Origin of the sequence: Roseateles sp. So40a (genome assembly GCF_048081605.1) — a bacterium.
Classification (GTDB): Bacteria; Pseudomonadota; Gammaproteobacteria; order Burkholderiales; family Burkholderiaceae_C; genus Roseateles.
In genome coordinates this window covers 749,794-775,331 of the sequence record NZ_CP182288.1, presented here as the reverse complement: position 1 = coordinate 775,331, position 25,538 = coordinate 749,794, and the positions used below count along the sequence as shown (strand labels likewise).

Annotated in this window: 24 protein-coding genes; 12 read left to right on the top strand and 12 right to left on the bottom strand. The window is 69.3% G+C overall.

Annotation, left to right across the window (positions count from 1 at the left end; genetic code table 11):
• Positions 1 to 9: 9 nt before the first annotated feature.
• The 4 genes from ACNI65_RS03570 to ACNI65_RS03555 all read right to left on the bottom strand — a co-directional run bounded on the left by ACNI65_RS03570 (position 10) and on the right by ACNI65_RS03555 (position 4,812).
• Entirely contained in the window at positions 10 to 939 is a 930-nt protein-coding gene (locus ACNI65_RS03570; RefSeq protein WP_416761232.1) for a branched-chain amino acid ABC transporter permease, read from the bottom strand.
• Positions 940 to 966: 27 nt separating this feature from the next.
• Positions 967 to 1,833, bottom strand: a complete 867-nt coding sequence (locus tag ACNI65_RS03565; RefSeq protein ID WP_416761231.1) for an ABC transporter ATP-binding protein — start codon at positions 1,831 to 1,833, stop codon at positions 967 to 969.
• Positions 1,833 to 3,779 carry an AMP-dependent synthetase/ligase gene (locus ACNI65_RS03560; RefSeq protein WP_416761230.1) on the bottom strand — a complete coding sequence of 649 codons (1,947 nt, stop codon included), beginning with the start codon at positions 3,777 to 3,779 and terminating at the stop codon, positions 1,833 to 1,835. Before ACNI65_RS03560 ends, ACNI65_RS03565 begins: the two co-directional genes overlap by 1 nt.
• 151 nt (positions 3,780 to 3,930) lie before the next feature.
• Positions 3,931 to 4,812: a hypothetical protein gene (locus ACNI65_RS03555; protein WP_416761228.1), complete on the bottom strand. Its 882-nt coding sequence runs from the start codon at positions 4,810 to 4,812 to the stop codon at positions 3,931 to 3,933.
• A gap of 213 nt (positions 4,813 to 5,025) precedes the next feature.
• Between ACNI65_RS03555 and ACNI65_RS03550 the strand changes: the two genes are divergently transcribed.
• Complete coding sequence (locus ACNI65_RS03550; protein ID WP_416763558.1) at positions 5,026 to 5,727, top strand: Crp/Fnr family transcriptional regulator; 702 nt, start codon at positions 5,026 to 5,028, stop codon at positions 5,725 to 5,727.
• On the opposite strand, the gene ACNI65_RS03545 is transcribed toward ACNI65_RS03550, so the two are convergent.
• The 3 genes from ACNI65_RS03545 to ACNI65_RS03535 all read right to left on the bottom strand — a co-directional run bounded on the left by ACNI65_RS03545 (position 5,681) and on the right by ACNI65_RS03535 (position 6,732).
• Positions 5,681 to 6,007, bottom strand: a complete 327-nt coding sequence (locus ACNI65_RS03545) for a hypothetical protein (protein ID WP_416761226.1) — start codon at positions 6,005 to 6,007, stop codon at positions 5,681 to 5,683. The genes ACNI65_RS03550 and ACNI65_RS03545 overlap by 47 nt on opposite strands.
• The gene (locus tag ACNI65_RS03540) at positions 6,004 to 6,291 is read right to left on the bottom strand and encodes a hypothetical protein (protein ID WP_416761224.1); all 288 of its coding nucleotides are present in this window, start codon (positions 6,289 to 6,291) and stop codon (positions 6,004 to 6,006) included. The genes ACNI65_RS03545 and ACNI65_RS03540 overlap by 4 nt, the downstream gene beginning before the upstream one ends.
• A gap of 63 nt (positions 6,292 to 6,354) precedes the next feature.
• On the bottom strand, positions 6,355 to 6,732 hold the full coding sequence (locus tag ACNI65_RS03535) for a class IIb bacteriocin, lactobin A/cerein 7B family (protein WP_416761223.1): 378 nt from the start codon (positions 6,730 to 6,732) through the stop codon (positions 6,355 to 6,357).
• 413 nt (positions 6,733 to 7,145) lie between these two features.
• Between ACNI65_RS03535 and ACNI65_RS03530 the strand changes: the two genes are divergently transcribed.
• Positions 7,146 to 8,579: a hypothetical protein gene (locus ACNI65_RS03530; RefSeq protein WP_416761222.1), complete on the top strand. Its 1,434-nt coding sequence runs from the start codon at positions 7,146 to 7,148 to the stop codon at positions 8,577 to 8,579.
• Positions 8,580 to 8,635: 56 nt separating this feature from the next.
• Here ACNI65_RS03530 and ACNI65_RS03525 read toward each other — a convergent pair whose 3' ends face one another.
• A complete protein-coding gene (locus ACNI65_RS03525; RefSeq protein ID WP_416761221.1) occupies positions 8,636 to 9,226 on the bottom strand; it encodes a GNAT family N-acetyltransferase in 591 nt (196 codons plus the stop codon).
• 317 nt (positions 9,227 to 9,543) lie between these two features.
• Between ACNI65_RS03525 and ACNI65_RS03520 the strand changes: the two genes are divergently transcribed.
• Both ACNI65_RS03520 and ACNI65_RS03515 read left to right on the top strand, forming a co-directional pair.
• Positions 9,544 to 10,227: a response regulator transcription factor gene (locus tag ACNI65_RS03520; RefSeq protein WP_416761220.1), complete on the top strand. Its 684-nt coding sequence runs from the start codon at positions 9,544 to 9,546 to the stop codon at positions 10,225 to 10,227.
• A complete protein-coding gene (locus ACNI65_RS03515) occupies positions 10,217 to 11,548 on the top strand; it encodes a sensor histidine kinase (protein WP_416761219.1) in 1,332 nt (443 codons plus the stop codon). Before ACNI65_RS03520 ends, ACNI65_RS03515 begins: the two co-directional genes overlap by 11 nt.
• A gap of 12 nt (positions 11,549 to 11,560) precedes the next feature.
• On the opposite strand, the gene ACNI65_RS03510 is transcribed toward ACNI65_RS03515, so the two are convergent.
• Positions 11,561 to 11,935: a hypothetical protein gene (locus ACNI65_RS03510; RefSeq protein WP_416761217.1), complete on the bottom strand. Its 375-nt coding sequence runs from the start codon at positions 11,933 to 11,935 to the stop codon at positions 11,561 to 11,563.
• Between the two features lie 171 nt (positions 11,936 to 12,106).
• On the opposite strand from ACNI65_RS03510, the gene imuA reads away from it, so the two are divergent.
• From imuA to ACNI65_RS03495, 3 genes are read left to right on the top strand one after another with little or no spacing between them, the layout of a single operon-like run.
• Complete coding sequence (gene imuA / locus ACNI65_RS03505) at positions 12,107 to 12,877, top strand: translesion DNA synthesis-associated protein ImuA (protein WP_416761215.1); 771 nt, start codon at positions 12,107 to 12,109, stop codon at positions 12,875 to 12,877.
• Positions 12,828 to 14,213 carry a Y-family DNA polymerase gene (locus tag ACNI65_RS03500; RefSeq protein WP_416761213.1) on the top strand — a complete coding sequence of 462 codons (1,386 nt, stop codon included), beginning with the start codon at positions 12,828 to 12,830 and terminating at the stop codon, positions 14,211 to 14,213. The genes imuA and ACNI65_RS03500 overlap by 50 nt, the downstream gene beginning before the upstream one ends.
• Positions 14,197 to 17,454: an error-prone DNA polymerase gene (locus tag ACNI65_RS03495; RefSeq protein WP_416761211.1), complete on the top strand. Its 3,258-nt coding sequence runs from the start codon at positions 14,197 to 14,199 to the stop codon at positions 17,452 to 17,454. Before ACNI65_RS03500 ends, ACNI65_RS03495 begins: the two co-directional genes overlap by 17 nt.
• A gap of 4 nt (positions 17,455 to 17,458) precedes the next feature.
• On the opposite strand, the gene ACNI65_RS03490 is transcribed toward ACNI65_RS03495, so the two are convergent.
• Positions 17,459 to 17,671 (bottom strand): hypothetical protein, encoded by a 213-nt coding sequence (locus ACNI65_RS03490; RefSeq protein WP_416761210.1) that lies wholly within the window; start codon positions 17,669 to 17,671, stop codon positions 17,459 to 17,461.
• A gap of 105 nt (positions 17,672 to 17,776) precedes the next feature.
• Here ACNI65_RS03490 and ACNI65_RS03485 point away from each other — a divergent pair, with 105 nt between their 5' ends.
• Positions 17,777 to 18,577, top strand: coding sequence for an esterase/lipase family protein (locus tag ACNI65_RS03485; RefSeq protein WP_416761208.1), 801 nt, complete (start codon positions 17,777 to 17,779; stop codon positions 18,575 to 18,577).
• Positions 18,578 to 18,806: 229 nt separating this feature from the next.
• Here ACNI65_RS03485 and ACNI65_RS03480 read toward each other — a convergent pair whose 3' ends face one another.
• On the bottom strand, positions 18,807 to 19,850 hold the full coding sequence (locus tag ACNI65_RS03480) for a hypothetical protein (protein WP_416761206.1): 1,044 nt from the start codon (positions 19,848 to 19,850) through the stop codon (positions 18,807 to 18,809).
• A 156-nt stretch (positions 19,851 to 20,006) separates the two neighbouring features.
• Between ACNI65_RS03480 and ACNI65_RS03475 the strand changes: the two genes are divergently transcribed.
• The 3 genes from ACNI65_RS03475 (at position 20,007) to ACNI65_RS03465 (ending at position 22,985) form a co-directional block, all read left to right on the top strand.
• On the top strand, positions 20,007 to 21,500 hold the full coding sequence (locus ACNI65_RS03475) for a hypothetical protein (protein WP_416761205.1): 1,494 nt from the start codon (positions 20,007 to 20,009) through the stop codon (positions 21,498 to 21,500).
• A gap of 71 nt (positions 21,501 to 21,571) precedes the next feature.
• A complete protein-coding gene (gene blaOXA / locus ACNI65_RS03470; RefSeq protein WP_416761204.1) occupies positions 21,572 to 22,426 on the top strand; it encodes a class D beta-lactamase in 855 nt (284 codons plus the stop codon).
• A gap of 73 nt (positions 22,427 to 22,499) precedes the next feature.
• The gene (locus ACNI65_RS03465) at positions 22,500 to 22,985 is read left to right on the top strand and encodes a copper chaperone PCu(A)C (RefSeq protein WP_416761203.1); all 486 of its coding nucleotides are present in this window, start codon (positions 22,500 to 22,502) and stop codon (positions 22,983 to 22,985) included.
• A gap of 66 nt (positions 22,986 to 23,051) precedes the next feature.
• Here ACNI65_RS03465 and ACNI65_RS03460 read toward each other — a convergent pair whose 3' ends face one another.
• Positions 23,052 to 23,990: a LysR family transcriptional regulator gene (locus ACNI65_RS03460; protein WP_416761202.1), complete on the bottom strand. Its 939-nt coding sequence runs from the start codon at positions 23,988 to 23,990 to the stop codon at positions 23,052 to 23,054.
• Positions 23,991 to 24,133: 143 nt separating this feature from the next.
• On the opposite strand from ACNI65_RS03460, the gene ACNI65_RS03455 reads away from it, so the two are divergent.
• Positions 24,134 to 25,171 carry a zinc-binding alcohol dehydrogenase family protein gene (locus tag ACNI65_RS03455; protein ID WP_416761201.1) on the top strand — a complete coding sequence of 346 codons (1,038 nt, stop codon included), beginning with the start codon at positions 24,134 to 24,136 and terminating at the stop codon, positions 25,169 to 25,171.
• The last annotated feature ends 367 nt before the right edge of the window (positions 25,172 to 25,538 follow it).

Genomic DNA, 25,538 nt, shown 5'->3' with positions numbered 1-25,538 from the left:
CCTGAGCCTTCAGACGCGGTCGATGATCTTTTCGCCGAAGAGGCCCTGCGGCCGCACCAGCAGGAACACGAGCGCGAGGACATAGGCGAACCAGATCTCGATGCCGCCGCCCAGCGAGGGGCCGATGTAGATCTCCGAGAGCTTCTCGCCCACGCCGATGATCAGCCCGCCCAGGATCGCGCCGGGCACCGAGGTCAGCCCGCCCAGGATCACCACGGGCAGCGCCTTCAGCGCCACCAGCGACAGCGAGAACTGCACGCCCAGCTTGGATCCCCAGATGATCCCCGCCACTAGCGCGACGAAGCCCGCCACGCTCCACACGATCACCCAGATGCGCGACAGCGGAATGCCGATGGACTGCGCGGCCTGATGGTCATCGGCCACCGCGCGCAACGCGCGGCCCGTGCCGGTGTAGCGGAAGAACAGCGTCAGCGCCGCCACCAGCGCCGCGGCGATCAGCGCGGCGGCCAGGTCCTCCTGGTTGACCATCACGCCGCCCTGGAAGCGCTGCTCCATCAGGAAGACCGGGTCCTTGGGCAGGCCGACATCGATCTTGTAGATGTCCGAGCCGAACAGCGTCTGCCCGAAGCCGTCCAGGAAATACGTGATGCCCAGCGTGGCCATCAGCAGCGTGATGCCCTCCTGGTTCACGAGCCTTGAGAGCACCAGCCTCTGGATCAGCCAGGCCACCGCCACCATCAGCGCCATCGCCACGAGGAAGGCGAGCAGGTTGACCACCAGCTTGCCCGACAGCCCCGTGTAGCGCGGGATCCATTCGGCGAATCGCGCCATCGCCAGCGCCGCGAACAGCACCATCGCGCCCTGCGCGAAGTTGAAGACGCCGCTGGCCTTGAAGATGAGCACGAAGCCCAGCGCGACCAGCGAGTACAGCATGCCCGTCATCAGGCCGCCGATCAGTGTCTCGAGGAAAAAGCCCATGTCCGTTGCTCCCGGCGTGGTCCGCGGTCAATGAGAAGCGCCGAGGTAGGCGCGGATCACGTCCTCGTTGGCGCGCACCTCATCGGGTCGGCCGTCGCCGATCTTCCTGCCGTAGTCCAGCACCACGACGCGGTCGCTGATGTCCATGACCACGCCCATGTCGTGCTCGATCAGCACGATGGTCGTGCCGAACTCGTCGTTGACGTCCAGGATGAAGCGGCACATGTCCTGCTTCTCCTCGACGTTCATGCCGGCCATCGGCTCGTCGAGCAGCAGCACCTTCGGCTCCATCGCCAGCGCGCGGCCCAGGTCCACGCGCTTCTGCAGCCCGTAGGGCAGCCGGCCCACCGGCGTCTTGCGATGCGCCTGGATCTCGAGGAAATCGATGATGCGCTCGACGTGCTCGCGGTGCGCGATCTCCTCGCGCTCGGCCGGGCTCCACCACGGATTGCGGAAGGCCTGTGCCAGCAGCCCGGTGCGCATGCGCAGGTTGCGCCCGCTCATGATGTTGTCCAGCACGCTCATGCCCTTGAACAACGCGAGGTTCTGGAAGGTGCGCGCCACGCCCATCTCGGCCATGCGGCGCAGCCGCGTGCGCGGGCTCAGCCGGCGGACGTCCTCGCCGCGGAACATCACCTGCCCCTGCTGCGGCTGGTAGACGCCGTTGATGCAGTTCAGCATCGAGCTCTTGCCCGCGCCGTTGGGGCCGATGATGGCGCGGATCTCATGCTCGCGGACATCGAAGCTGATGTCGTTGAGCGCCTTCACGCCGCCGAAGGACAGCGTGATGTGGCTGACCTCCAGGATCACGTCGCCGACGCGGCGTTGCGCGGTGGGCAGCTCGATGGCCGAGGGGGTGCTGAAGCCGGCGATCGGCGGGGCAATGGCGCTCATCAGGCAGCCCTCCGGGTAGGCGAGAAGGTGCGGGCCTCCTCGATGCGCAGGTCCGCGCTCACGCGGCCGGTGCGGCCGTCCTCGAAGCGCACGGCGGTCTCGATGAACTGCGACGCCTTGCCCGCGTAGAGCGCGTCGATCAGGACCTCGTACTTCTCGGCGATCGCGCCGCGGCGGACCTTGCGCGTGCGGGTGAGCTCGCCATCGTCCGCATCGAGCTCCTTGTGCAGCACGAGGAAGCGCGTGATCTGGCTGCCCGCGAGGCGCTCGTCCTGCGCGAGGTCGGCGTTGACCTTCTCCACGCAGTCGCGGATCAGCGCGTAGACCTCGGGCTTGGCGGCCAGGTCGGCGTAGCCGGCGTACGGGAGATTGCGGCGCTCGGCCCAGTTGCCCACGGCGTCGAAGTCGATGTTGATGAAGGCGCAGACGCGATCGCGGCCGTCGCCGAAGGCCACGGCCTCCTTCACGAAGGAGAAGAACTTCAGCTTGTTCTCGACGTATTTGGGCGCGAACATCGCGCCGTCGTGTTCACCGCCGCGCAGGCGGCCGACGTCCTTGGCGCGGTCGATGATCTTCAGATGGCCGCCGGCATCGAGGAAGCCCGCATCGCCGGTGCGGTACCAGCCGTCGGCGCCCAGCACCTCGGCGGTGGCCTCGGGGTTCTTGTAGTAGCCTTTGAGCAGGCCGGGCGAGCGCACGAGGATCTCGCCGTTGTCGGCGAGCTTGATCTCCACGCCGTCGATGGGCACGCCGACAGTGTCGGACCGCGCCTCGTGGTCGGGCTGCAGGCAGACGAAGACCGCGGTCTCGGTGGAGCCGTAGAGCTGCTTGAGGTTGATGCCGATCGCGCGGTAGAAGCTGAAGAGGTCGGGGCCGATCGCCTCGCCGGCGGTGTAGGCCACGCGCACCCGCGAGAAGCCCAGCGCGTTGCGCAGCGGACCGAAGACGGCCAGGTCGCACAGGCGGTACTTGAAGCGGTCCCAGGCGTCGACGGGCTTGCGGTCCATCAGCGCGGGACCGACGCGGTGCGCCAGCGCCATCGCCCGCGCGAAGAGCCAGCGCTTGGGCGCGCCGGCGTCCTCCATGCGGATCATCACGCTGGTGAGCAGGCCCTCGAAGACGCGCGGCGGCGCGAAGTAGTAGGTCGGCCCGATCTCCTTGAGGTCGATGCTGACGGTGCTCGCGGACTCGGGGCAGTTGACGACGTAGCCGCAGGCCAGCCATTGCGCGTAGCTGAAGATGTTCTGGCCGATCCACGCGCACGGCAGGTAGGCCAGCACTTCCTCGTCATGGGTGAGGCGATCGAAGCGCGCGCCGGCCAGCGCGCGGTCGATCAGCGTCGCATGCGTGTGGACCACGCCCTTGGGGTGACCGGTGGTGCCCGAGGTGAAGAACATCGCGGCCACGTCGTCGGGGCGGCCCGCGTCGACCTCGCGCTCGAACCAGCCCGGGTGACGCAGGGCGTGGGCGCGTCCGTCGTCGCACAGGCCGTCGATGGAGGCCAGGCCCTCGGCCGCGTAATGGCGCAGGCCGCGCGGATCGTCGAACCAGATGCGGCCCATCGCGGGGCATTGCTCGCGGATCTCGAGCAGCTTGTCGACCTGTTCCTGGTCCTCGACGACGGCGAAGGCGATGTCGGCGTTGCGCAGCGGGTAGACGAACTCGGCGGCGACGGCGTCCTGGTACAGCGGCACGGGGATGGCGCCGAGCGACTGGGCGGCGAGCATCGCGGCGTACAGGCGCGGGCGGTTCTCGCCGATGACGACGAGGTGCTGACCGCGCGTCATGCCCGCGGCGGCGAAGCCGTGCGCGAGGTCGCGCACGAGCGCCGCGAGCGCGGACCAGCTCAGCGTCTGCCAGATGCCGAGCTCCTTCTCGCGCAGCGCGGGCGCGTCGGGGCGCTGCCGGGCATGGGCGAGCATCCAGCGGGGGAAGGTCTGCTCCACCGTCGTCTCCTTGTGCTCCCCGCTGTCGCCTCTCTGGAGGAGGCGCTCGTGCCGCGGGGTTGGACTGACTGTAGGCCGGGTGTTTGACGTCGTGTTGTCGTTGCGACGACATTCCTAGGGAGAGTTCGGGGGAGCGTTTTCCCGGATCAATTCAAGCTCGATGCGCCGCCGAGAAGGCTTCCATCTGGGCCAGCAGCTGCCGGCGGGACTCGATCGCCGCCGCGATGTCGTGGACCCTTTGCTGGCGATCCCGAGAAACCCTCTCGACCAGGGGCGCCGGCGCCTCCTCCGGCTGCTGCCGAAGATAGGCCTGGCACATCGCCTGATGAATGTCGACGAGCGCCTTGCGCAGCGGCTCGAGCGCGTCCGGGTCATCGAGGTGCTGCTGCTGCCGTGCTTCGAGTTCGTCGAGCCGCTGTCTAGCATCGTCAGAGGCCGCCGATGCGGCCAGACCCTCTCGACAGCATTGCAATCTCTCCAGGAAGTCGATGGCGTCGAAGAGCGTTTCCGGCACGTGCAGATCGGTGTCGCTGAAGTGGTAACGCCTGCAGCGGGCTTCATCCCCGGTGTCCTTCACGTACTCGAGGATCGAGGACGGCAATCCATCCAGCAACGCGGTCATTTCCGCCAAATAGCGCCCCATGTGTTCCAGCGATTCCGGCGGCATGGCGGTGCGGCCTCCTGGCTGCCCCTGAAAGCGCTGGGCCCCCGTCAGCACGACCCGCGCACGCGCAGCGACCTTGGGCAGGTCGATCACCACCGAGCACAAGGTCCTCTTCAGCACGTCGTCGAAGTGGGCGATCAGCGCGGCCTGTTCACGGATGGCCGTGAGGAACTCCGCACAGGTGGCGGGTGGTGTCGTCGCATGGCGAACCAGCATCCGATCGACATCCGCCGTCAGTTCCGACAGCAACGAGAGGGTGTCGAGCTTCCGGCGCAGGCTGGCGCGCCTCTCCGTCCGGGACAGTTCGGTCGTGTCTACGTTATTGAGGCTCGTGGTCTTGATGAATACATAGGGGTTGTAAGGAAACATCGCTGGCACTCCTTGAAAAGGTGAAGCCGCGTCAGTCGGGGAGGCGGCCTGGATTCGCCAAACCGTGTTTTCCCCAGGGGGTCGCGTCAGGTTCGTGTCATGCACAGGCGCGATGAACGGGGGATGGCCCCGACCACCGACACCGTTGTCCATGCCACGCCGGGATCCCCGGCGCGCGTGCCCCTGACCTCGCCGCTGGCGGCGCCTGTGCCGATGCAGCCCCTGCGCCTGCGGGCGCGGGCCGCGAGCGCGCAGGAGATGGGGGCGATCCCGTGGCTGACGGCGATCGAGCCGGAGTTGCGCGAGCGGGTGGCGGCGAGCATCCAGGTGGCGGAGGTGGAGGTGGGCGAGCGGATCTGCCGGATCGGTCGCGAGGCCAATTACTGGTTCGGCGTGATCGACGGTTTGCTGAAGATGAGCAACGACGACGCGGCGGCGCGGCAGGTGACGTTCACGGGCGTGCCGCCGGGCGGCTGGTTCGGCGAGGGCACGTTGCTCAAGCGGGAGGCGTACCGCTACAACATCCAGGCGCTGCGGCGCAGCGTGGTGGCAGGGCTGCCGCTGGACAGTTTCCACGAGTTGCTGGAGACGAGCCTGGCGTTCAACCGGTACGTGCTGAACCAGCTCAATGAGCGGCTGGGGCAGTTCATCGCGGCGCGGGAGATCGACCGGCAGAGCGATCCGGACCTGCGGGTGGCGCGAAATCTGGCGGCCTTGTTCCATCCGTTGCTGTACCCGGGGGTGAACGGTCTGCTGCGGATCACGCAGCAGGAGCTGGGGCACCTGGTGGGGCTGTCGCGCCAGCGGGTGAACGAGGCGCTGCGCCATCTGCAGGACCAGCGCCTGATCGCGGTCGAGTACGGCGGGCTCAGGGTCCTCGATCTGTCGGGGTTGAGGGTGTATCCGCAGCAGTGAGGCCGCGTCGCCGCCGACGGTGGGCGTTGATTGCCGCCAGACCAAAGATGCAGACGGCGATCGTGACGCTGTATCCGATGGCCCGCAGCCAGGACTCCGTGACCGTGAAGCGCTCCGTGTTTGCCCAAGCGTTGACGGTCACCACGACCAGCAGGAACACGGCCAGTCGCACACGACCTGCCGATGATGCGAGGAAATCGGCGAAGCAGACCGTCACCTGGACGACCACGCCCACATTCAGGATGGCCTGAATTTCCAGAGGAGTGATGTCTATGTTCACGATGAGGACCGCTCCCTCTGCTTTCGTTCCCGCATCCTCAACATCACCAACGTGACAACAAGGGTGAAGTAGATCAACGGCATCAAGAGGGAGAGCAAGGCGTTGTGCAACGGCGTTTGATAGGCCCACCCCAACCACAGTGCATCTGCATAGGTAGCGGCCAGAAACGGCACGAGCCAATGGCGACCGTCTCTGGATAAGAGGAACAGCGCGTGCTTGATTGCGATCGTCAAGAATGTCGTGAAGATCGCTCCTTGCAAGAGAGCTTGCGCGAGCCAATGCATAGGACTCCTTTTGCAGTGTTGCAGGGCTCCCGACTACCGTGAGGCGTCGGGAGCCAATGGCCGTTAGCGCTGGTTCTTAGCGAAACGAATGGTGTCGGGTTTGCCCGTCGCGACTGCGCCCATTGCAGCGACCGCTGCGGAACTGGCATACATGCCCAAACCGCCGAAGAACCCGGACACTCCGCCGAAGATGGCTCCTGCAACGACTTGCGCTGCATTGCCTCCGGTCAGGGCCACACCAAGGCCAGCGCCGACCGCGCCGGCAATGGCGCCGGCGGGCCCGAACCCGCCATGGACCTGATCCATTTCCTCCAGGGTCAGTTCTTGCATCCCTGCGTCCACGGGGCTATCCATGAACGAGGACTTGGCGTTGACTGGCAACGAAACAGCGTGGAAAGAAGTCATCAACATCTCCAGAAGTGTTGAGAAGGCGGTCGACATGTCCGCCTTCGTCTCGCGACACCACGTGTCAACAAGACGGCCTCATTGCAGCGATTTCACCGAATGGCCTCCATGGCCTATCCCAGTGCAAGAACGTGCGGCTTCCAAAGAAGTCGGTAGTGGGACTGACTCGTTGTGCTGGAAGGCGACGCTGGCGGATCAGCAATGCGCCCCGCGTCTCTCAGCATTCTTCTGATGTACGAGACGCCCACGATTGCCCATCCTGCGGCTTCGACCATCAACAGCGGACGGCTCACATGGCCCGAATTCCCGAACCGGCATCGGAGCGGCCCCATCCCACCCGGGAGCCGGCATCCGACGAGATGAGGGCGTCAGCGCCGGGCGTCTCGGCGCCAGCAGCCAGTGCGCCGCCAGGGGGGCTCTGGTCCAGGGAACTGGCCTCCACGCCAAGAATGACCGCCCAGCGTCAACGGATCTGCAGCTTCACCCAGCCCCACCCTCCAAACCCGTCGTCCACGCAACCCGTCGCGCAATTGGCGTTGCCGCCAAGTGGCAAGGCAGAAACCAACGGTTTCTACAACCCCCGGGAGAACGGGAAATTGGTTCCATTCGATGGTGAGCGCCCAACGTTCTCCACCACTTTTCGAGAAAAACTCGTGCGGCATTGGGCAGAGAACAACCAGCACGGCATCGTCACCAGCGGCAGGGAACACAAGACCTATATCCGAACGGTCCCGATCAACAAGGAAGGATTCGCCAACTGGATGCCCTTCGAATCCTTCAATCTTGATCACAAATATGCTTGGAACAATATATCTCAGGACATGGATGCTCGAGCCGAGCAGTTCAGCAGCGTCCATGCACCCCAAGGCTGGGAGAAGGACTACTACGTCCAGAATGGCAAATCAGGATATGCCCCCAGTGCCTATGGGGCTCGCATGTATTTTCACGATATCGACAACATCCAGCCCATGCAGGTATCCGACAACGCCAGCAAGAGCGACAAGTTGGGCGATCCTGACGACGACGACGACAAGCACAAGATATGGCCACCGCAGCAAACAGGAAACGCCCTGACATCCGTTCTAGGCACACCTTCATCATTGAGCAGCAGCTCGACGGTCCACCCCAGACTCGATGAGCTCAATGAAGCGCAGCGTCTGGCGGAGGCGACCATCACCATGTATTACACGGAGCTGATGGACTCGCTCCAGCACGCCTTCCGCACCGCTCGGAACGCCCCGAATGACGCTTCGACCGCAGAAAATGTGCTGCAAGGATATCGGGAGGGTGGATCCGTCCTTGGAGACCTGAGGAAACTCACGAGCAACACATCCGCAGAGACCTTCGGCCTTCCCCGGACGCCGCAAAAGCTTAATCCCAAGGTAGGCACGGCTCACATGCCCACCCAGATCTCCGAACTCAGCGCGAGAAGGCCTCGGTCGAAGTCGCAGTCCTCGGCCCCTGACCCATCCGTCTCGTTGACCCCGATCACATCGAGCCCGCCCAAGGCATCCAGTGCCGTGTTGCCAAGTACGCCCAACACCAGCCATGCGAACGTGCAAGCTCAACAACAGGTTCAAGGACTTCCCCTCAGGTTCTATGGAAACAAAATGGCAAGCGCCCAACCGCTTTCCAACGATGGCATTCAAACCGTCGAGACGACAACGGCGCGAGACCGCTTGAGATCAAATACCCTGGTTTCATACTATTCCGGCGGCGTGGAGGCAACGGGAACAATATTAAAGACGCCGGAGCCGAAGAAGGGCCAGGTCAAGACGGTGAATATCAAACCGTCATCCTCCACCACGAGTGCTGACGCAACGGGCTCCAAGGCATCGAGTTCTGACGCGTCAAGTTCCAAAGGGTCGAAGGACGACGGCTGACGCGACGGATTCGCTCAATCGGACGCTTCCCAGCGCCGCGCGAGTCCCAGCCCCGCTCACGCCCCGAACGGCGTCGCTTCCGGCTGTTGCCGCGGCTGGGCCGCGTACTGCGCGGCGTTGATCTCGTAGAGCAGGCTCGCCGCCTCGCCCGGGTGGTCCGCCACCGAGCCCGTCAGCCTCAGGCCCACCCGCTCCAGCGTCTTTCTCGCCGCCGTGTTCCCCGGCGCCAGCAAGGCATGCACCGACGTCGCATGCAGGCTGTCAAAGGCAAGCGACAACGCCGCCAGCGACATCTCCGCTGCATACCCCCGCCCCCAGAAGTCGGACAGGAAGTGGAATTCCAGCAGCAGCGCCGGCGCCCCGCAGATCCGCCCGCGGATCAGCCCCCCGAACCCGATCGCGCCCAGCGACGGCTGCTCCCGCAAGGCCACCGCCCACGGACCCAGCCCGTCCCGCGCCCAGGCCGTCCGCCACAGCTCCAGCCGCTCGGACGCCTCCGGCCCGCCCACATCGAATCGACGATTCGCCGGGTCGGTCAGCAGGTCGCGGAAGGTCCGGGCATCGGCCGCCTGCGGCGGACGCAACTGCAGCCGGCGGGTCTCGGTGAGCCGCTCGACAGCCGGAATGGAGAAGATGGGTGCAAACATAGGGTTAACCCGGAAATTATGCGCCCATCCGCGTTTTCAAGTCCTCCCCTCGACCGAGCGGTCGAGAAAAGAGTTCGGTCTTGCGTCACGAAAAGTGACGAAGCCGCCATCTTTGAAGAAACTTTGCCACCGCGCGCCATTCGCCCACCTCCTGACGCCCTGCCCCCCACCGGGGCGATGCGACAGCCCCCAGACAGGTCGACGGCGGGCGGCTGGCATAGGATTCCCGGCATCCGCGGTTCCGTCGGGATCCCCTCCCCCCGTGACCGCTCCCCCGACTGACGCGGCGCCCCGCGCCGCAGAACGTGAGCCTCGCCATGAAGCTGCTGGTCATCGAAGACAACCCGGACATCGTCGCCAACCTGTTCGCCTACCTCGAGCCCATGGGCTACGAGCTGGACGTGGCGCGCAACGGCCTGGGCGGCCTGGCACAGGCCGCCGCCGGGTCCTATGACGCGATCGTGCTGGACCTGACCCTCCCCGGCCTGGACGGCCTGGACGTCGCCCGGCGCCTGCGCAAGGACTTCCGCCGCCCCACCCCCATCCTGATGCTGACCGCCCGCGACACCATCGCCGACAAGGTCACCGGCTTCGAGAGCGGCGCCGACGACTACCTCGTCAAGCCCTTCTCGCTGGTCGAGCTCGAGATCCGTCTCAAGGCCCTGATGCGCCGCTCCCACGGCCTGAACCTGAGCTCCGCTGTCAGCTACGCCGACGTCAACTACGACCCCGACACCCTGGAAGCCACCCGCGCCGGCAAGCCGCTGCAGCTCACGCCCACCGGCTACAAGCTGCTGTCGGCGCTGCTGCGCGAAGCGCCCAAGCTCGTGCGCCGCGAGGACCTCGAGCGCGAGGTCTGGGGCAACGACCCGCCCGACAGCGACGCGCTGCGCACCCACATCCACGCGCTGCGCGCGGCGCTGGACAAGCCCTTCCCCGTCCCGCTGCTGAAGACCCACCCGGGCATCGGCTACCGCCTGGTCTCGCCCGATGCGGGCTGACGCCGGGCCCGCGCCATCCCCCGGCCGCCCCGCGCGCGGCACCGCCGCGCCGACCACGCTGCGCACCCGCGTCGCGGCCGCCTTCCTGCTGCTGACGCTGCTGGTGTGCGGCGCCTTCGCCGTCGCCGCGGTGCGCATCGCCTCGAGCATCGAGGACCGCCTCGTCGACCAGCGCCTGGACCGCACCGCCGACGAACTCGTCGCGCGCGAGAAGCAGGGCCTGGAAGCCGACCTGCCGCCCAGCGTCACGCTCTACCGCGGCGACGCCATCCCGCAGGCGCTGCGCGGCAAGCCGCCGGGCAAGTACACGCTGCCGCAGGACGACGCCACCTTCACCGCGCTGGTCCGCGACGACCTGGGCCCGGTCTTCGTGCTGACCGACCGCGACGAGGACTTCGCCAAGATCGAGGCCGGCGTGTACGGGCTGCTCGGCCTGGCCTTCGTCTGCTGCCTGGGCCTGGCGCTGTTCCTCGCGCAACTGACCGCCAGCCGCATCGTGGCCCCCGTCACCGCGCTGGCCAGCGCCGTCGAGACCGACGCCGCGCCGCGCGACTATCCGCTGCTGGACTCGACCGACGAACTGGGCGTGCTGTCGCGCGCCTTTGCCGCGAAGACCGAGGCGCAGCAGCGTTACCTGGACCGCGAGCGCTGGTTCACCGGCGACGTCAGCCACGAGTTGCGCACGCCGCTGGCCGTGATGCTGGGCGCGGCCGAGGTGCTCAAGGCGCGGCTGCAGGGGCGCGACGACATGGTCGAGCTCGCCGAGCGCATCCGCCGCACCGCCGCCGACACCAGCGAGCGCGTCGTGGCGATGCTGCTGCTGTCGCGCGACCCGGCCAGCATCGGCGCGGAGCCGACCGCGCTGCTGCCGCTGCTGCGCCAGGAGATGGAGCGCTGCCGGCCGCTGCTCAAGGGCAAGGCCGTCGAGATGACGCTGCACGCCGCGCCCGCCGACGCCGGCCTGGAGGTGCCTGCGCGGCCGGAGCTGGCCGCCATCGCGCTGGGCAACCTGATCCGCAACGCCTGCCAGTTCACCGACCAGGGCCGCGTCGACATCCGCCTGGAATCGGGCCGCGTCGTCATCGAGGACACCGGCATCGGCATCCCGCCGGCCGTGCGCGACCGCATCTTCGACCGCTTCATGCAGGTCGACCCGGCCGGCGCGGGCAGCGCCGGGCTGGGCCTGGCCATCGTCAAGCGCGTCGCCGAGCACCTGGGCTGGACCGTCAGCCTGGAGGCGCCCGGCAACGGCGGCACGCGTTTCGTGCTGAGCTTCAAGGCCCCGTCCGCGGCGGCCTCGCGCACCGACACGTCCGCGTGATGGCCTGAACGTTCAGGGCTGGCGCACCGGTCGATCGCACCACTCCGGCGTTGAGCCCCAGACCTGCCGATAGCAGGCGCCATAGATCTCCCGCGCCTGCACGTAGAACTCCTGCACCTCGCGGGGGGCGGCTTCATCGCTGGCCGGGAGGTTCTGGCCGCGCGCGATCAGGTGATGGAACCGGGTGCCGGAGAGGTGGGCGTCCAGCTTGAACTCCGCTGCGTCTGCCGCCAGCATCTGGAAGGCGCGCTTCAGTTCGCCGGCATGGATCGAAGGATCGTGAGGAGGCCCCGGGGGGATCACGACCGATTGATAGGCGATCGAGCTGCATGCCGGTAGCGGCGGGGACGCGGTCTCTCGGCAGCAGGACAACAATCGATGGGGCATGGGGGCCTCGCTTCTGGATGGGGGAAAGGGTCCCCAGTCCCGGCGATCCGCGCCGAGGTTCACCGCCCCTTCCCCGCCCAGGTCATCGGCTGGGTAACTTCCCCGGCGTCATATACTGTATGCCCATACAGTTAATTGACCGCCATGCCAGCGCCCTTGTCCTCCGAAGCCATGCCGCTCCCGCCCGCCGTGGCCGACGCGCTCTGGCGCGGCGACGAACTGGGCCGCGGCACCGACACCGTCTGGCCCAGCGGCTTCGACGCGCTCGACGCCGAGCTGCCCGGCGGCGGCTGGCCCGGGCGCCAGCTGACCGAGGTGCTGCTGCCGCAGTTCTCGCTGGCCGAATGGCGGCTGGCGGGACCGGCGCTGCGGCGCGTCGTCGCGGACGGCGCCGCCGTGGCGATGGTGGGGCCGCCCAAGCGCCCCCACCTGCCCGGACTGATGCACCTGGGGCTGGATGACCGTCACCTCGTCTGGATCGACGCCCGTGCGCCGTCCGAGCGGCTCTGGTGCGCCGAGCAGCTGATCAAGTCCAACGCCGCCGGCGCGGTGCTGGCCTGGATGCCGCAAGCCGCGCCCGAGCAGCTGCGGCGGCTGCAGGTGCTGGCGCAGTCGTTCGAGGGACCGGTGTTCCTGTTCCGGCCGCTCTCGGCGCGCCATGACCCGTCGCCGGCGCCCCTGCGGCTGCTGGCGACCATCGACGTCGACTGGGCGCTGGACGTCCAGATTCTCAAGCGCAAGGGCCCCGCCCACGACACCCCGCTGAAGCTGGCCTCCATCCCCGGCGGACTGGAGCACGTGCTCACGCCGCGCGTGATGCAGCCCAGCACGATGCGGCCGGTGGCGCCGGTGACCGAACCCGCGCCCGCCCCCTTCTTCCCGGAGTTCTCCCATGTTGTGGGTCGCGCTGATCCTGCCGCCTCGTCCGCCCGCTCCGTTTGAGGATCCGGCGACCGCGCCGCCGCCGCACCTCTGGGGGATATGCGCGGAGGCGCAGGCCGGGCTCGCCGTGTGGTGCCTGCAGTTCACGCCGCGCGTGGCGCTGATGGAGGACGCCGTCGTGATGGAGGTCGAGGCCAGCCTGCGGCTGTTCCGCGGCTTGCCGGCGCTCAAGGCGCGCCTGTCCGACGAGGCGCCCGACCTGGGCGCCATCGGCATCGGCTGGGCGCCGTCGGCCACCGCGGCGCTGGTGCTGGCGCGCTGCGGCGTGCTCGACCTGAACGGCCGGCTGTTGCAGGCGGTGCTGGATCCGCTGCCGCTGCAGGCGCTCAGCGCCGCCGCGGAACACGCCGAGGCGCTGAGCCGCGCCGGCATCAACACGCTGGGCCAGTTGCGGGCGCTGCCGCGCGGCGGCATCGGCCGGCGCTTCGGCGCGGCGCTGCTGGCGATGCTGGACCAGGCCTACGGACTGCGGCCCGAGGCCCACGCCTGGGTCGCCCTGCCGGAGGACTTCCACGCGCGCGTCGAGCTGCCCAGCCGCGAGGACCACGCGCCCGCGCTGCTGATGGGCGCGCGGCCGCTGCTGATGCGGCTGTGCGGCTGGCTGGCGGCGCGCCATGCCGGCGCCACCGGCGTGACGCTGCACTGGGTGCATGACTCGATGCGCGCCAAGGACGCCGGCGACGGCGGAAGCCTGACGGTGCGCACCGCTGAGCCGATCCGCGAGCTCGAACACTTCTGCCGGCTGATGGCCGAGCACCTGGCCAAGACCCGGCTGCTGGCGCCGGTGGGCGAGCTGCGGCTGGAGGCGGTCGGCGTGCAGGCGCTGGTCGAGGACAGCGGCTCGCTGCTGCCCGACGCGGTGCGCACCGGCGAGACGCTCTACCTGACGCTGGAGCGCATCGCCGCGCGGCTCGGGCCTGAGCGGGTGCAGCAGCCGGTGCTCGCCGACGACCATCGACCGGAATGGCAGACGCGCTGGAAGACCTGCGGCGACGGCAAGTCGCCCGGCGCGGGGCGCCGTCGCGGCAAGGGCGCGGCCGTGCGCGTGCCGCCGGTGCCCGAGCCGGCCTTCCTGCTCGACCCGCCGCTGCGGCTGGCGGTGCGCGAGCACCGGCCGCATTACCAGGGCCCGCTGACGCTGCTGGTCGGTCCCGACCGCGTCGAGGGCGGCTGGTGGGACCGCGTGCCCGCCGACGAGACACGGCCCGCGCATCACCGCCAGGTCACGCGCGACTACTGGATCGCCGTCAACGAGAACGCCGGCGTGATGGCGGTCTATCGCGAGCCGGTCGAGGACGGCGGGGGCGCCTGGTTCCTGCATGGTCTGTATGCATGAGCTGCCCGACTACGCCGAGCTGCGCTGCCTGAGCAACTTCAGTTTCCTCAGGGGCGCCAGCTGGCCCGAGGAACTGGTCGAGCGCGCGAAGGCGCTCGGCTACGCGGCGCTGGCCATCACCGACGAATGCTCGATGGCCGGCATGGTGCGCGCGCACGTCGCGGCCAGGCAGCACGGCATGAAGCTGCTGGTGGGCAGCCAGTTCCTCATCGATCCGCTGGACGCCGGGGACGATTCGGCCTTCACCCTCGTCGTGCTGGCCTGCAACCTGAACGGCTACGGCAACCTGTGCCAGTTCATCTCGCGCCTGCGCCGCTCGTCCGAGAAGGGCACCTACCGCTGCACCCGGGCCGACATCGGCCCGCAGGCGCTGGACGATTGCGTCGTCGTCGCCTGCCCCGACCGTCACGCCACGCCGGCGCAGCTGCTGGACATGTCGCGCTGGCTGCTGACGCGCTTCACCGGCCGTTGCTGGCTGGGCATGGACCAGCCCCAGCATGTCGATGACGAGGTCCGCCTGCTGCGCCTGCGCGAGGCCGGCGCGCTGACGGCGATCCCGCTGGTGGCCGTCGGCGACGTCACCATGCATGTGCGCAGCCGCAAGCCGCTGCAGGACGTGCTGACCGCGACCCGGCTGGGCCAGCCGCTGACCGAGTGCGGCCAGGCGCTGGACCGCAACGCGGAGCGCCACCTGCGCCACCGCGGGCGTCTGGCGCTCAGCTTCCCGGCGGACCTGCTCGCCGAGACGCTGCGCGTGGCCGAGCGTTGCGACTTCAGCCTCGATGAGCTGCGCTACCACTACCCGTCCGAGGTCGTGCCCGACGGCCAGACGCCAGCCAGTCACCTGCGACGGCTCACCTATGAAGGCGCGGGCCGGCGCTGGCCGGCGGGCGTGCCGGCCGCGGCCAGCGAGCAGATCGAGCGCGAGCTCGCGCTCATCGAGGAACTGCGCTACGAGCATTACTTCCTGACCGTGGCCGACATCGTCCACTTCGCGCGCTCGCAGGGCATCCTGTGCCAGGGTCGCGGCAGCGCGGCGAACTCCATCGTCTGCTTCTGCACCGGCGTCACCGAGGTCGATCCGGACCGGATGCAGGTGCTGTTCGAGCGCTTCATCAGCAAGGAACGCAACGAGCCGCCGGACATCGACATCGACTTCGAGCACGAGCGCCGCGAGGAGGTCATCCAGTACCTCTACCGCAAGTACACGCGCGAGCGCGCGGCGCTGGCGGCGGTGGTGATCTCGTATCGCGTGAAGAGCGCGCTGCGCGACGTGGGCAAGGCGCTGGGGTTCGATCCCGAAGTGCTGGACACGCTGTGCGGCAACCACCAGTGGTGGGACGGCCAGACCATCGATGCGGAGCGGCTGCGCGAGTCCGGACTCGACGCGAACGACCTGGCTGTGCGGCAGTTGGTCGAGATCACGTCGGAGCTGCTGGGCTTCCCGAGACACCTGTCGCAGCATCCGGGCGGCTTCGTGCTGACGCACGGGCCGCTGACGCGCATGGTGCCGGTGGAGAACGCGTCGATGCCGGACCGCACCGTCATCGAGTGGGACAAGGACGACCTCGACGCGGTCGGCCTGCTCAAGGTCGACGTGCTGGGGCTGGGCATGCTGACGGCGATCCGCAAGACGCTGGACTTCGTCGGCAAGCGGGAGCGGTATCCGTTCGAGCTCAAGGACATCCCGGACGAGGATGTCCCCACGTACAAAATGATCCAGCGCGCCGAGACGATCGGCGTGTTCCAGATCGAGAGCCGCGCGCAGCGCAGCATGCTGCCGCGATTGAAGCCGGAAAAGTTCTACGATCTGGTGATCGAGGTCGCCATCGTGCGGCCCGGTCCGATCCAGGGCGGCATGGTGCATCCCTACCTGCAGCGGCGCCAGGGCTTCGAGAAGGTCGTGTATCCGCCGGGGCTCAAGCCGGTGCTGGAGCGCACGCTGGGCGTGCCGGTGTTCCAGGAGCAGGTGATGCAGATCGCGATGATCGCGGCGGGTTTCACCGGCGGCGAGGCCGACGACCTGCGGCGCTCGATGGCGGCGTGGAAGCGCAAGGGGGGGCTGCAGAAGTACCACGCCAAGATCGTCGACGGCATGACCGCGCGCGGGTACGAAGCGGCCTTCGCCGAGCAGATCTTCGAGCAGATCAAGGGCTTCTCGGAATACGGCTTCCCGGAGTCGCATGCCGCGTCCTTCGCGCTGCTGGTCTACACGAGCAGCTGGCTGAAATGCCACCGGCCGGCGGAGTTCCTCGCTGGCCTGCTGAACGCTCAGCCGCTCGGCTTCTACTCGCCGAGCCAGCTGGTGCAGGAGGCCAGACGCAAGGGCGTCGAGGTGCTGCCGCCCGACGTGATGCACAGCGACTGGGATTGCACGCTGGAGCGCGCGGACGGCCGCGTGATCCGTCCGACGCGGCGCGGCGCGGCGGCTGACACGATCGACGCCTTGCCGCCGGACAAGGACGGCATCGTCGTGGAGGACGACGGCGACCCCTTCCTCGACGCGGACGAAGCGCTGGCGGCTGACGCGGCGCCGGTGAAGGTGCGACTGGGGTTGCGGCTGGTCAAGGGCCTGCAGCAGGCGTCGGCGGGCGTGATCTGCCGGGAGCGTCGGAACGGTCCGTTCAACGATGCGGAGGACCTGGCGCGACGCACCGGGCTGAACCAGCAGCAGATGACGATGCTGGCCTCGGGCGACGCGCTGACGAGCATCAGCGGGCACCGCCGCCAGCAGATGTGGGACGCGGCCGCGCAGCACGCACCGCCGCCCTTGCTGGCGTCAGCGCCGGTGCAGGAGGACTTCCTGGCGCTGCCGCAGGCGCCGGAGGGCGAGGAGATCGTGTTCGATTACGCGTCGCTGGGGCTGACGCTGAGGCGCCATCCGCTGGCGCTGCTGCGGCCCGCGTTGCGCGATCAGCGCTGGATGTCGGCCGAGGAACTGAACGCGCTGCCTGACGGCCGGCCGGCGCGGGGCTGCGGGATCGTCACGGTCAAGCAGCAGCCGGCGACGGCCAAGGGCACGATCTTCATCTCGCTGGAGGACGAGACCGGCGACATCCAGGTGATCGTGCACCGGGCGCTGTGGCAGCGTCAGCGAGACGTGATGCTGCATTCACGGCTGATGGGGGTGAAGGGCAAGTGGCAGCGCAGCGGCGACGTCCGCAACCTGATCGCCGGCCACCTGGAAGACCTGACACCGATGCTGGGTCGGCTGCGGACGGAGAGCCGGGATTTTCATTGAGCCTTCATCGCCGCTTCCCTGACCAACCGTCCTCGATGGCCTTCTTCATCTGCTTGAGCGACAACGGCTTCTTCCTTTTGCGCGGTCGATCCGCGAGGATCCCGACGATGCTTTCGATGCGGCTGCTCTTGCGGCACAAGTGCAGGATGCACGTCCCGTTCGACCAGGAGACGTTCTTCCACCCCCCACGAATGTAGGCATCGTCCGACGCGCGCATGCGCCATTCGGGGGGTGCCCAGGCCGCGCGTGTTGCGCCACCATCGGTTCCAACAGTCCTCATGCCGATCTCGACGGTGGTCCATCGTCGCGGCGGCCGCAGAAGATGAAGAAGATCGCCGCCCTCCCCGACGCGGTGCCCACGCCGGCCCCCGTCATCTGCTCCCCCTCCTGGGCCCTGCTCGGCATCGAGCCGCTGCGCGCCGCGATGGAGTACGCCAGCTGCCGCCTCATGGACCGCAGCGGACACGCCAGCGGCGACGGCCACCCCGTCATCGTGTTTCCCGGGCTCGCCGCGGACGCGCAATCCATCGCGCCGCTCGTCGGCTTCTGCCACGGCCTGGGCTACGCGGCCCGCGACTGGGGCCGCGGCATCAACACCGGACCCGTCGGCGACATCGACGCCTGGCTCGATGCGCTCGCGCTCGACATCGAGGCGCTCGTGGCTGAACACGCGCAGCCGGTGTCGCTGGTCGGCTGGAGCCTCGGCGGGATCTATGCCCGTGAGGTCGCCAAGCGCATCGCCATGCCGGTGCGCCAGGTCATCACCATCGGCACGCCCATCACGGGCGAGGCCACGCAGACCAACGTCAGCCTGCTCTATCGCTGGGTCAACGGCACGCTGCCCGTCCTCGACGACGATTTCAAATCGCGCCTGATCGCCGCGCCGCAGGTGCCGACGACCTCGATCTACAGCCGCAGCGACGGCGTGGTCGCCTGGCAGGCCTGCGTGCAGCCCGAGGACCATGCGATGGTCGAGAACGTCGAGGTCGACGGCAGCCATTGCGGCCTCGTCTGGAATCCCGCCGTGCTCAAGGTCGTCGCGGATCGCCTGTCCCACGCGCCTGAAGCGTGGCGACCCTATGGCGCCACGGCGGGCATGCCGGCCGCCGCCGCGCTGACCTGAGCCTCGCCGCGGCGCCTGACGCCGCCCCCTTTCGCCCATGACAAACGAGGCCTCCTCGACGATGAGGAGGCCCCGTTGGCTTGGGCTCAGCGGATCACCGGATCAAGGCGATCAGGATGATGATGGGAATGGGCACGCCCAGCATGTAGAGCAGGATCGATCGCATGTGAGTTCTCCTTGTCTGGTTCGTTGTCTGACTCGTTGTGTGACTCGTTGTCTGACTCGTTGCTCATTCGATGAGGTCGCGTTGCCGGCCGCCGACCGTGGCCAGCAGGCTCGCGGTGAAGGCGCCGATCAGCAGCGCGACGAACATCCACAACGCCGTCGTCAACGCCGTCTTGCGCGCGGCATCCGCGGCCTCGCGGGCCTTGGTCTCCAGTGCCTGCGCCTCGGCGCGGGCGCGCTGCAGCGTCTCGGTGACGCGACGCTCGGCTTCCGCCTGGCTCAGGCCGGTGCGTTGCGCGACGAGCTGCGCGGCGGCTCGCGTGTCCTCCGGCGACAAGGTACCGCCGTCACGGACCGCGCGCACCAGCAGGCGATTCAGCGCCGCCGAGGATTGCTCGTCCGCGTGAACCATCGAGGCATCCGGCCAGGCACGCAGCGTCGCCGGATTGGCGCCGGCCGGCGCGGTGGACGGCGTCGTCGTCGATGCCGGCGCCAGGGCCGCGGGCCGCAGCAGCGTGTCCACGTAGTAGCCGAAGTCGCCGCTGCCGAGCGAGGTCCGGGCCATCGAACCGGAGGCCCCGCCCTTCGCGCCCGACTCGTCGGTGGCACCCGCCGCCGCGGTGACCGCCGCCGCCCCGGTCGCTGCCGTGCCGGCCGCCACCGCCGCGCCCTTCACGCCGATCCCGGCGATCGCACCGACCGACGCGGTCAGCACGGCTGCCGTGAACAGGGTGGCCACGGCCCAGGACAGCAGACCGTGCGCGGTGTCGCGGAAATGGACCTCGTCCGCGTCGGTATCACGCCATCGCACGCGCAGCCGACCGGCGAGGTACCCGCCGAGCCCGGAGGCCGCCAGCTGCGTGAACGCCAGCCATACGATGCCCGCCACGCCCAGCGTCGCGGCACTCGCGCCGTCGTTGGCCCAGGGCGACGCGGCCGCCAACCCCAACCCCACGCCGAGCAGCAACAGGATCAGCGACAGCGCCGCCGCCGCCGCGGCACCGGCCAGCACCGCGCCCCATGACACCGCGGACGTCGACGCGCGCGGAGCCAGCACCCCGCCCACAGCGGTCTCGCCCGCGTACCAGGCCTCATTCTTCGTCACCATGGCAATCCCCTCGAGTTGTGATGAAGTGCTACAGGCAAAGGGCGAGCCCGCAACGGCGTCTTCACGCGCTCGGCCAGCCGCGTAACCAAGTCGCGTAACGCCCGTTACGGCGATGGCGTCACACGCAGGGGTTCATCCGCGCAGAATGCAGCCCCGATGACCGCCGTTCACCACTCCCCGCTCACGCATCAAATCCAGCTGCTGCCGCAAGGTCTGCGCATCGACGAGCTGCCCGAGCTGCGCAGCCGCTTGCTGCCGCGCCTGATCGCCGCGCTGCTGCAGGCGCATGAACAGGGCCTGGCCCGCGTCGACAGCCCCTGCTCGCGCGCCGAGCTGCGCGAGCGCATCGCCGGCATGGCCGAGCTGCACCGCACGCAGGTCTGGCGCGCGCTGGCGCTGCTGGACGACAGCCCACTGGCCGCGCTGATCGAGGCCAGCGCCCGCAGCAGCGGTCCGTTCTGGCTGAACGCCGTGCTGCTGCCCGCCTGCCGCTTCGAGATCGACGGTGAACCCGCCACCGGCGAGGCGCTCGCGCGCTGGCTGGGCCAGCAGCGCCCGGTGCGCGCGCCGGCCGCCGCGCCGCTGCTCCCGCTGGCCTATGCCGAGGCGCTCGCCCGCGCCGATTACCTGCTCGACCGCGGCGAGCTCTATCCCGCCCGCCTCGCGCTGCAGCAGGCCGCGCCGCACGTGCCTCCCGGCGACGACGCCGCCGCCGCGGCGCTCGGCCTGCGCCGCGCCCGCATCGCGCGCCGGCTCGGCGACTGGGCCGCGCTGCAGGACGAACTGCGCGAGCTGGGCCAGACGCTCAACAACAGCCGGCTGCCGCGTCTGGAACGCCGCCAGTTGCGCGCTCGCGTGGCGATCCTCGCGGCGTGGCACTGGTTCGGCAGCCTCGGCCAGGCCGCGCCCGCGCTGGACAAGCTCGACGAGGTCGATCCCGACGTGCTGGCCGCTGACTCCACGCTGCGTTGCGACCACGGCAACCTGCGCGGCATCGTCCTGCGCGAGCTCGCCATCGCGCGCGGCGACGCGGCGCTCGCGGCGCAATCGCTGGCCAGCCTCGGCGACGCGCTGCGCAGCGCCTCGCTCGCCGGACTGCCCGACGCGCTCCAGGTCTGCGCCGCCAACCTGTCCAACGCGATCGGCCGGCTGGTCGAGGCCGAGCTGCTGCCTGCCGCCAGCGTCGACAGTCCCGACGGCCCTGACAGCCCCGACGGTCCCGGCATCGAGGACGCCCTGCGCTGGCTGCTGCTGAGCGACGCGCTCTGCGCGCGCTGGCAGCTCGGTCGCAGCTCGCTGCTGAACACCATCTTCCTGCTGCGGCTCGCCGCGCTGGGACGGCTGAACTTCACCGCGCTGCAGCGGCTGGCCACGGCGCAAGGCCTGCCCCTGCCCGCCACGTCCTTCGGCGAACTCGCCGCGCAGCGCTGGGCCTCGTGCCGGGCCAGGCAGTCCCAGATCCCGGCCGACCAACGCTGCGCGTTCCTGCTGCTCTGGGCCCGGCATGCCCTCGACGAAGGCGACGCGTTCAGCGCGACCGACCTGGTGCGCCAGGCCCGGCTCCAGGCGCGCAAGCTCCGTGACGAGGAGGCGCGCCGGCGTTACCTCGACGAGGCCGATGCGTTGATGCCCCGCGCGCAACGGGCGTAACGGCATTTCAACGACGTCCGGCGACGCGGACTTCGCACACTGGCGGCATTCCTCATCCACCGGAGACCGCCATGTCCCTTCCCCGCCTGATGGCGAGCGCGCTGCTCGCCTGCCTCGTGCTCACCGCCTGCCGCGCCTCGCTCGCGCAGCCCACGCCCGCCGACCAGCGCGAGCGCTGGGAGACGCGCGCCGAATGGACCCGCGAGTTCGATCAGCTCGGCACGCAGGGCGCGCTGGTGGTGCTGGACGCGCGCGCGCACCGCTGGCTGGCTTCGGACAGCACGCGGGCCTTCGAGCCTTTCATCCCCGCGTCGACCTTCAAGATCCCGATGACGCTGATCGCGCTGGAGACCGGCACGGCGGTCGACGAGACGCAGCCGTTCAAGTGGGACGGTCAGAAGCGCGCCATCGAGGCCTGGAACCGCGACCAGACGCTGGCCTCGGCCTTCCAGGTCTCGGCGGTGTGGGCCTACCAGTCCATGGCGCGGCGCGTGGGCCAGCCGGCACTGCAGCAGTTCGTGCGCGACTTCCGCTACGGCAATGCCAAGGCCGGACCGATCGTCGATCGCTTCTGGCTGGACGGCGACCTGCGCATTTCCGCCGTCGGCCAGATCGAGTTCCTGCGCCGCGTGCACGACCGCGCGCTGCCGCTGTCCGACCGCACCTACGACATCGCGCGCAAGGTCATGCTGCGCGACCAAGGCCCGGGCTGGCGGATGTACGCCAAGACCGGCTGGGCCGATGACGCCAAGCCGCGGCCCATCGGCTGGTTCGTGGGCTGGGTCGAGCTCGACGGCGACGCGCGCCCGGTCTACTTCGCGCTGAACATGGACATGACCGACCCCGCGTTCGCGCCCCGGCGCGAGGAGATCGTCAAGCGCGTGCTGCGCGGTCTGGATCTGCCGATCGCCACGCGCGGTTCCTGAGGGTGGGCACCCGCGGGGGTGATGTCGGATACTCGGTCCCCACCCCCATCCCTCACCCCGAATGGATGTCCTGATGAAGTTCTCCTCCCCCGCCCGTTTCGTTCTCCCCATCGTCCTCGCGCTGGCCGGCGCCGCGCAGGCCCAGGTGGTCGTTGCCAACGCCTGGGTGCGCGCGACGGTGCCGCAGCAGAAGTCGACCGGCGCGTTCATGCAGATCAAGTCGCCGACGGACGTGAAGCTGGTGTCGGTCAGCACGCCGGCGGCCGGCGTGGCCGAGGTGCACGAGATGGCCATGGACGGCGACGTGATGCGCATGCGTCCGGTGACGGCGCTGCCGGTGTCCGCGGGCAAGCCGGTGGAGCTGAAGCCCGGCGGTTATCACGTGATGCTGATGGACCTGAAGGCGCCGCTGAAGACCGGCGACGCGGTGCCGCTGACGCTGGTGTTCGAGGGCGCGGACAAGTCCCGCTCGACGGTCACGGTCCAGGCGCCCGCCAGGACGGGCCCCGTGGCGGACGCCAAGGACCCGCACGCGGGTCACGGCGATCACAAGCATTGAGCATCGGTCGACGTCGTCGACGTCGTCGACCCTCTCCGATCGCGGCCGGGCGTCCGGCCCGTCCACTCAGCGCCGCAGGCCCTCGGCCAGGTGGTCCACCAGCGCCTGGAGCCGTCGCGGCAGGAAGCGCTGGCTGGGCAGCAGCGCGTGCAGCGGCATCGGCCGCCCCACCCACTCGGGCATGACCTCGACCAGCGCCCCGCTGGCGAGGCTGTCGCGGATGTCCAGCTCGCTCTTGTAGGTCAGGCCCCGCCCTTCGAGGGCCCACTGGTGGGCGATGCCCCCGTCGTCGGCCGTCCGGCGGCCCGCGACGGTCACGTCCAGCGGCGGCGACTGCAGCGCGTCGCGTCGCCAGAAGCGCCACACCCGCTCCAGCCGGTCGCCGATCTTGAAGCGGATGCAGTCGTGATGGGCCAGCTCGCCCGGATGCGCCGGCCGGCCGTGGCGGCGCAGGTACTCGGGCGAAGCGACCAGCAGCCGCCGGCCGTCGTAGAGCTTGCGCGCGACCAGCCGTGAATCGGCCAGCTCGCCGTAGCGCAAGGCCAGGTCGACCTCGTCGCGCACCACGTCCTGGAGCGCGTCGCCGACATTGAGCTGCAGCTCGACGCCGGGATGGCGATCGAGGAATCCATCCAGCAGCGGCAGCACGATGCGCCGCGTCAGGTCGCTCGAGGCGCTCACGCGGATGCGTCCGCGCAGGACCTCCGCGCCGCGCGACTTGCCGCCACTGGCCTCGCCTTCGTGCTCGCTCATCACCGCGAGCCCCTCGTCCAGCAGCTCCAGCGCGCGCTGCGCGTAGTCGCGCAGGCGCTCGCCGGCCTCGGTCAGGCGCAGCGCGCGGGTGCTGCGCTCCGCGAGCCGCACGCCCAGCCGCGCCTCGAGCTTCTTGAGCATCGCGCTGGCCGCCGCAGGCGTGATGCCCAGTTCACGCGACGCCGCGGTCAGGCTGCCGCCCCGCGCGCACTCGATGAGCAGGCGCAGCTCGGCGGTGTTCTCGATCTCCATGCGGCACTCCTCCTACGTCCATCTTCAAACTGGCGTTGAAACTGAAAGCGATTCAGCGCGCTTCATTGATTCTGCCGCAGGCCCCAAGATTCATCCCATCAACCCTTCCCCCCTCCTCTTCGTCCTATTCCAGGAGTTCCGCCATGAAAGCCGTCGGCTACTTCCAGTCCCTGCCCATCACCGCGTCCGAGTCGCTGATCGATCTCGAGCTGCCCATGCCCGCGCCCGGCGCGAAGGACCTGCTGGTCGAGGTCAGCGCCATCGCCGTCAATCCGGTCGACACCAAGATCCGCGTGCGCCGCGCCAGCGCCGACGGCGCCACGCCGGTGATCCTCGGCTGGGACGCGGTGGGCACGGTCCGCGCGATCGGTCCCGAGGTCGCCGGGTTCGCGGTCGGTGATCGCGTCTGGTATGCGGGCGACATCACCCGCCCGGGCAGCAACGCGCAGTTCCAGGCGGTCGACCACCGCATCGTCGCCAAGGCCCCGGCGACGCTGAGCGATGCCGAGGCCGCGGCGCTGCCGCTCACCGCCATCACCGCCTGGGAACTGCTGTTTGACCGCCTGCAGGTGCAGCAGCAGCCCGAACGCCCGGTCAGCCTGCTGGTCACCGGCGCGGCCGGCGGGGTCGGATCCATCCTGGTCCAGTTGGCGGCCCGGCAGAAGCACCTGACCGTGATCGGAACGAGTTCCGAGCCCGACGGCGAAGGCGGCAAGTGGCTGCATGCGCTGGGCGCGCAGCACGTGATCAACCACCGCGAACCGCTCGCGCCGCAGATCGCCGCGCTGCAGCAAGCCGGCGTGCCGCCGCTGCGCTACGTGACCAGCCTGACCCACACGCCGCAGCACTTCAAGGATTTCATCGAGGCGCTGGAGCCGCAGGGCAAGCTGGCGATGATCGACGACTTCGGGCCGCAGGACCTGGACGTGATGGCGCTCAAGGGCAAGTCGTTGTCGCTGCATTGGGAACTGATGTTCACGCGCAGCATGCATGCGACGCACGACATCGCCGCGCAAGGGCGGTTGCTCGCGGACGTCGCCGCGATGGTCGACGCCGGGCAGATCCGCACGACGCTCGCGGACGTCGTCGGGCCGATCTCGGCCGAGACGCTCAAGCGCGCCCACGCGCTGCAGGAAAGCCAGCGCCAGCGCGGCAAGCTGGTGCTCAGCGGCTGGGCTTGAGCGAGCCCTGACAAGAGCCCTCACCCCCACCCCTCTCCCGCTTCGCGGGAGAGGGGCTTCACTGGCTACGCGGTCAGGGCCCCTCGCCCGCGAAAGCACGGAGGGGCTTCACGGGCTCCGCGGTCACAGCCCCTCGCCCGCGAAAGCACGGAGGGGCTTCACGGGCTCCGCGGTCACAGCCCCTCGCCCGCGAAAGCACGGAGGGGCTTCACGGGCTCCGCGGTCAGGGCCCCCTCGCCCGCGAAGCGGGAGAGGGCGGGGGGTGAGGGCTCGTCGCAGCGCTCAGCGTTGCGCGCATGCCGCACTTTTCGTCACAGATGTGACGTCTTACCGCCCCGCCCCGCCGGGGCGGTCTCGTTTCCACGAG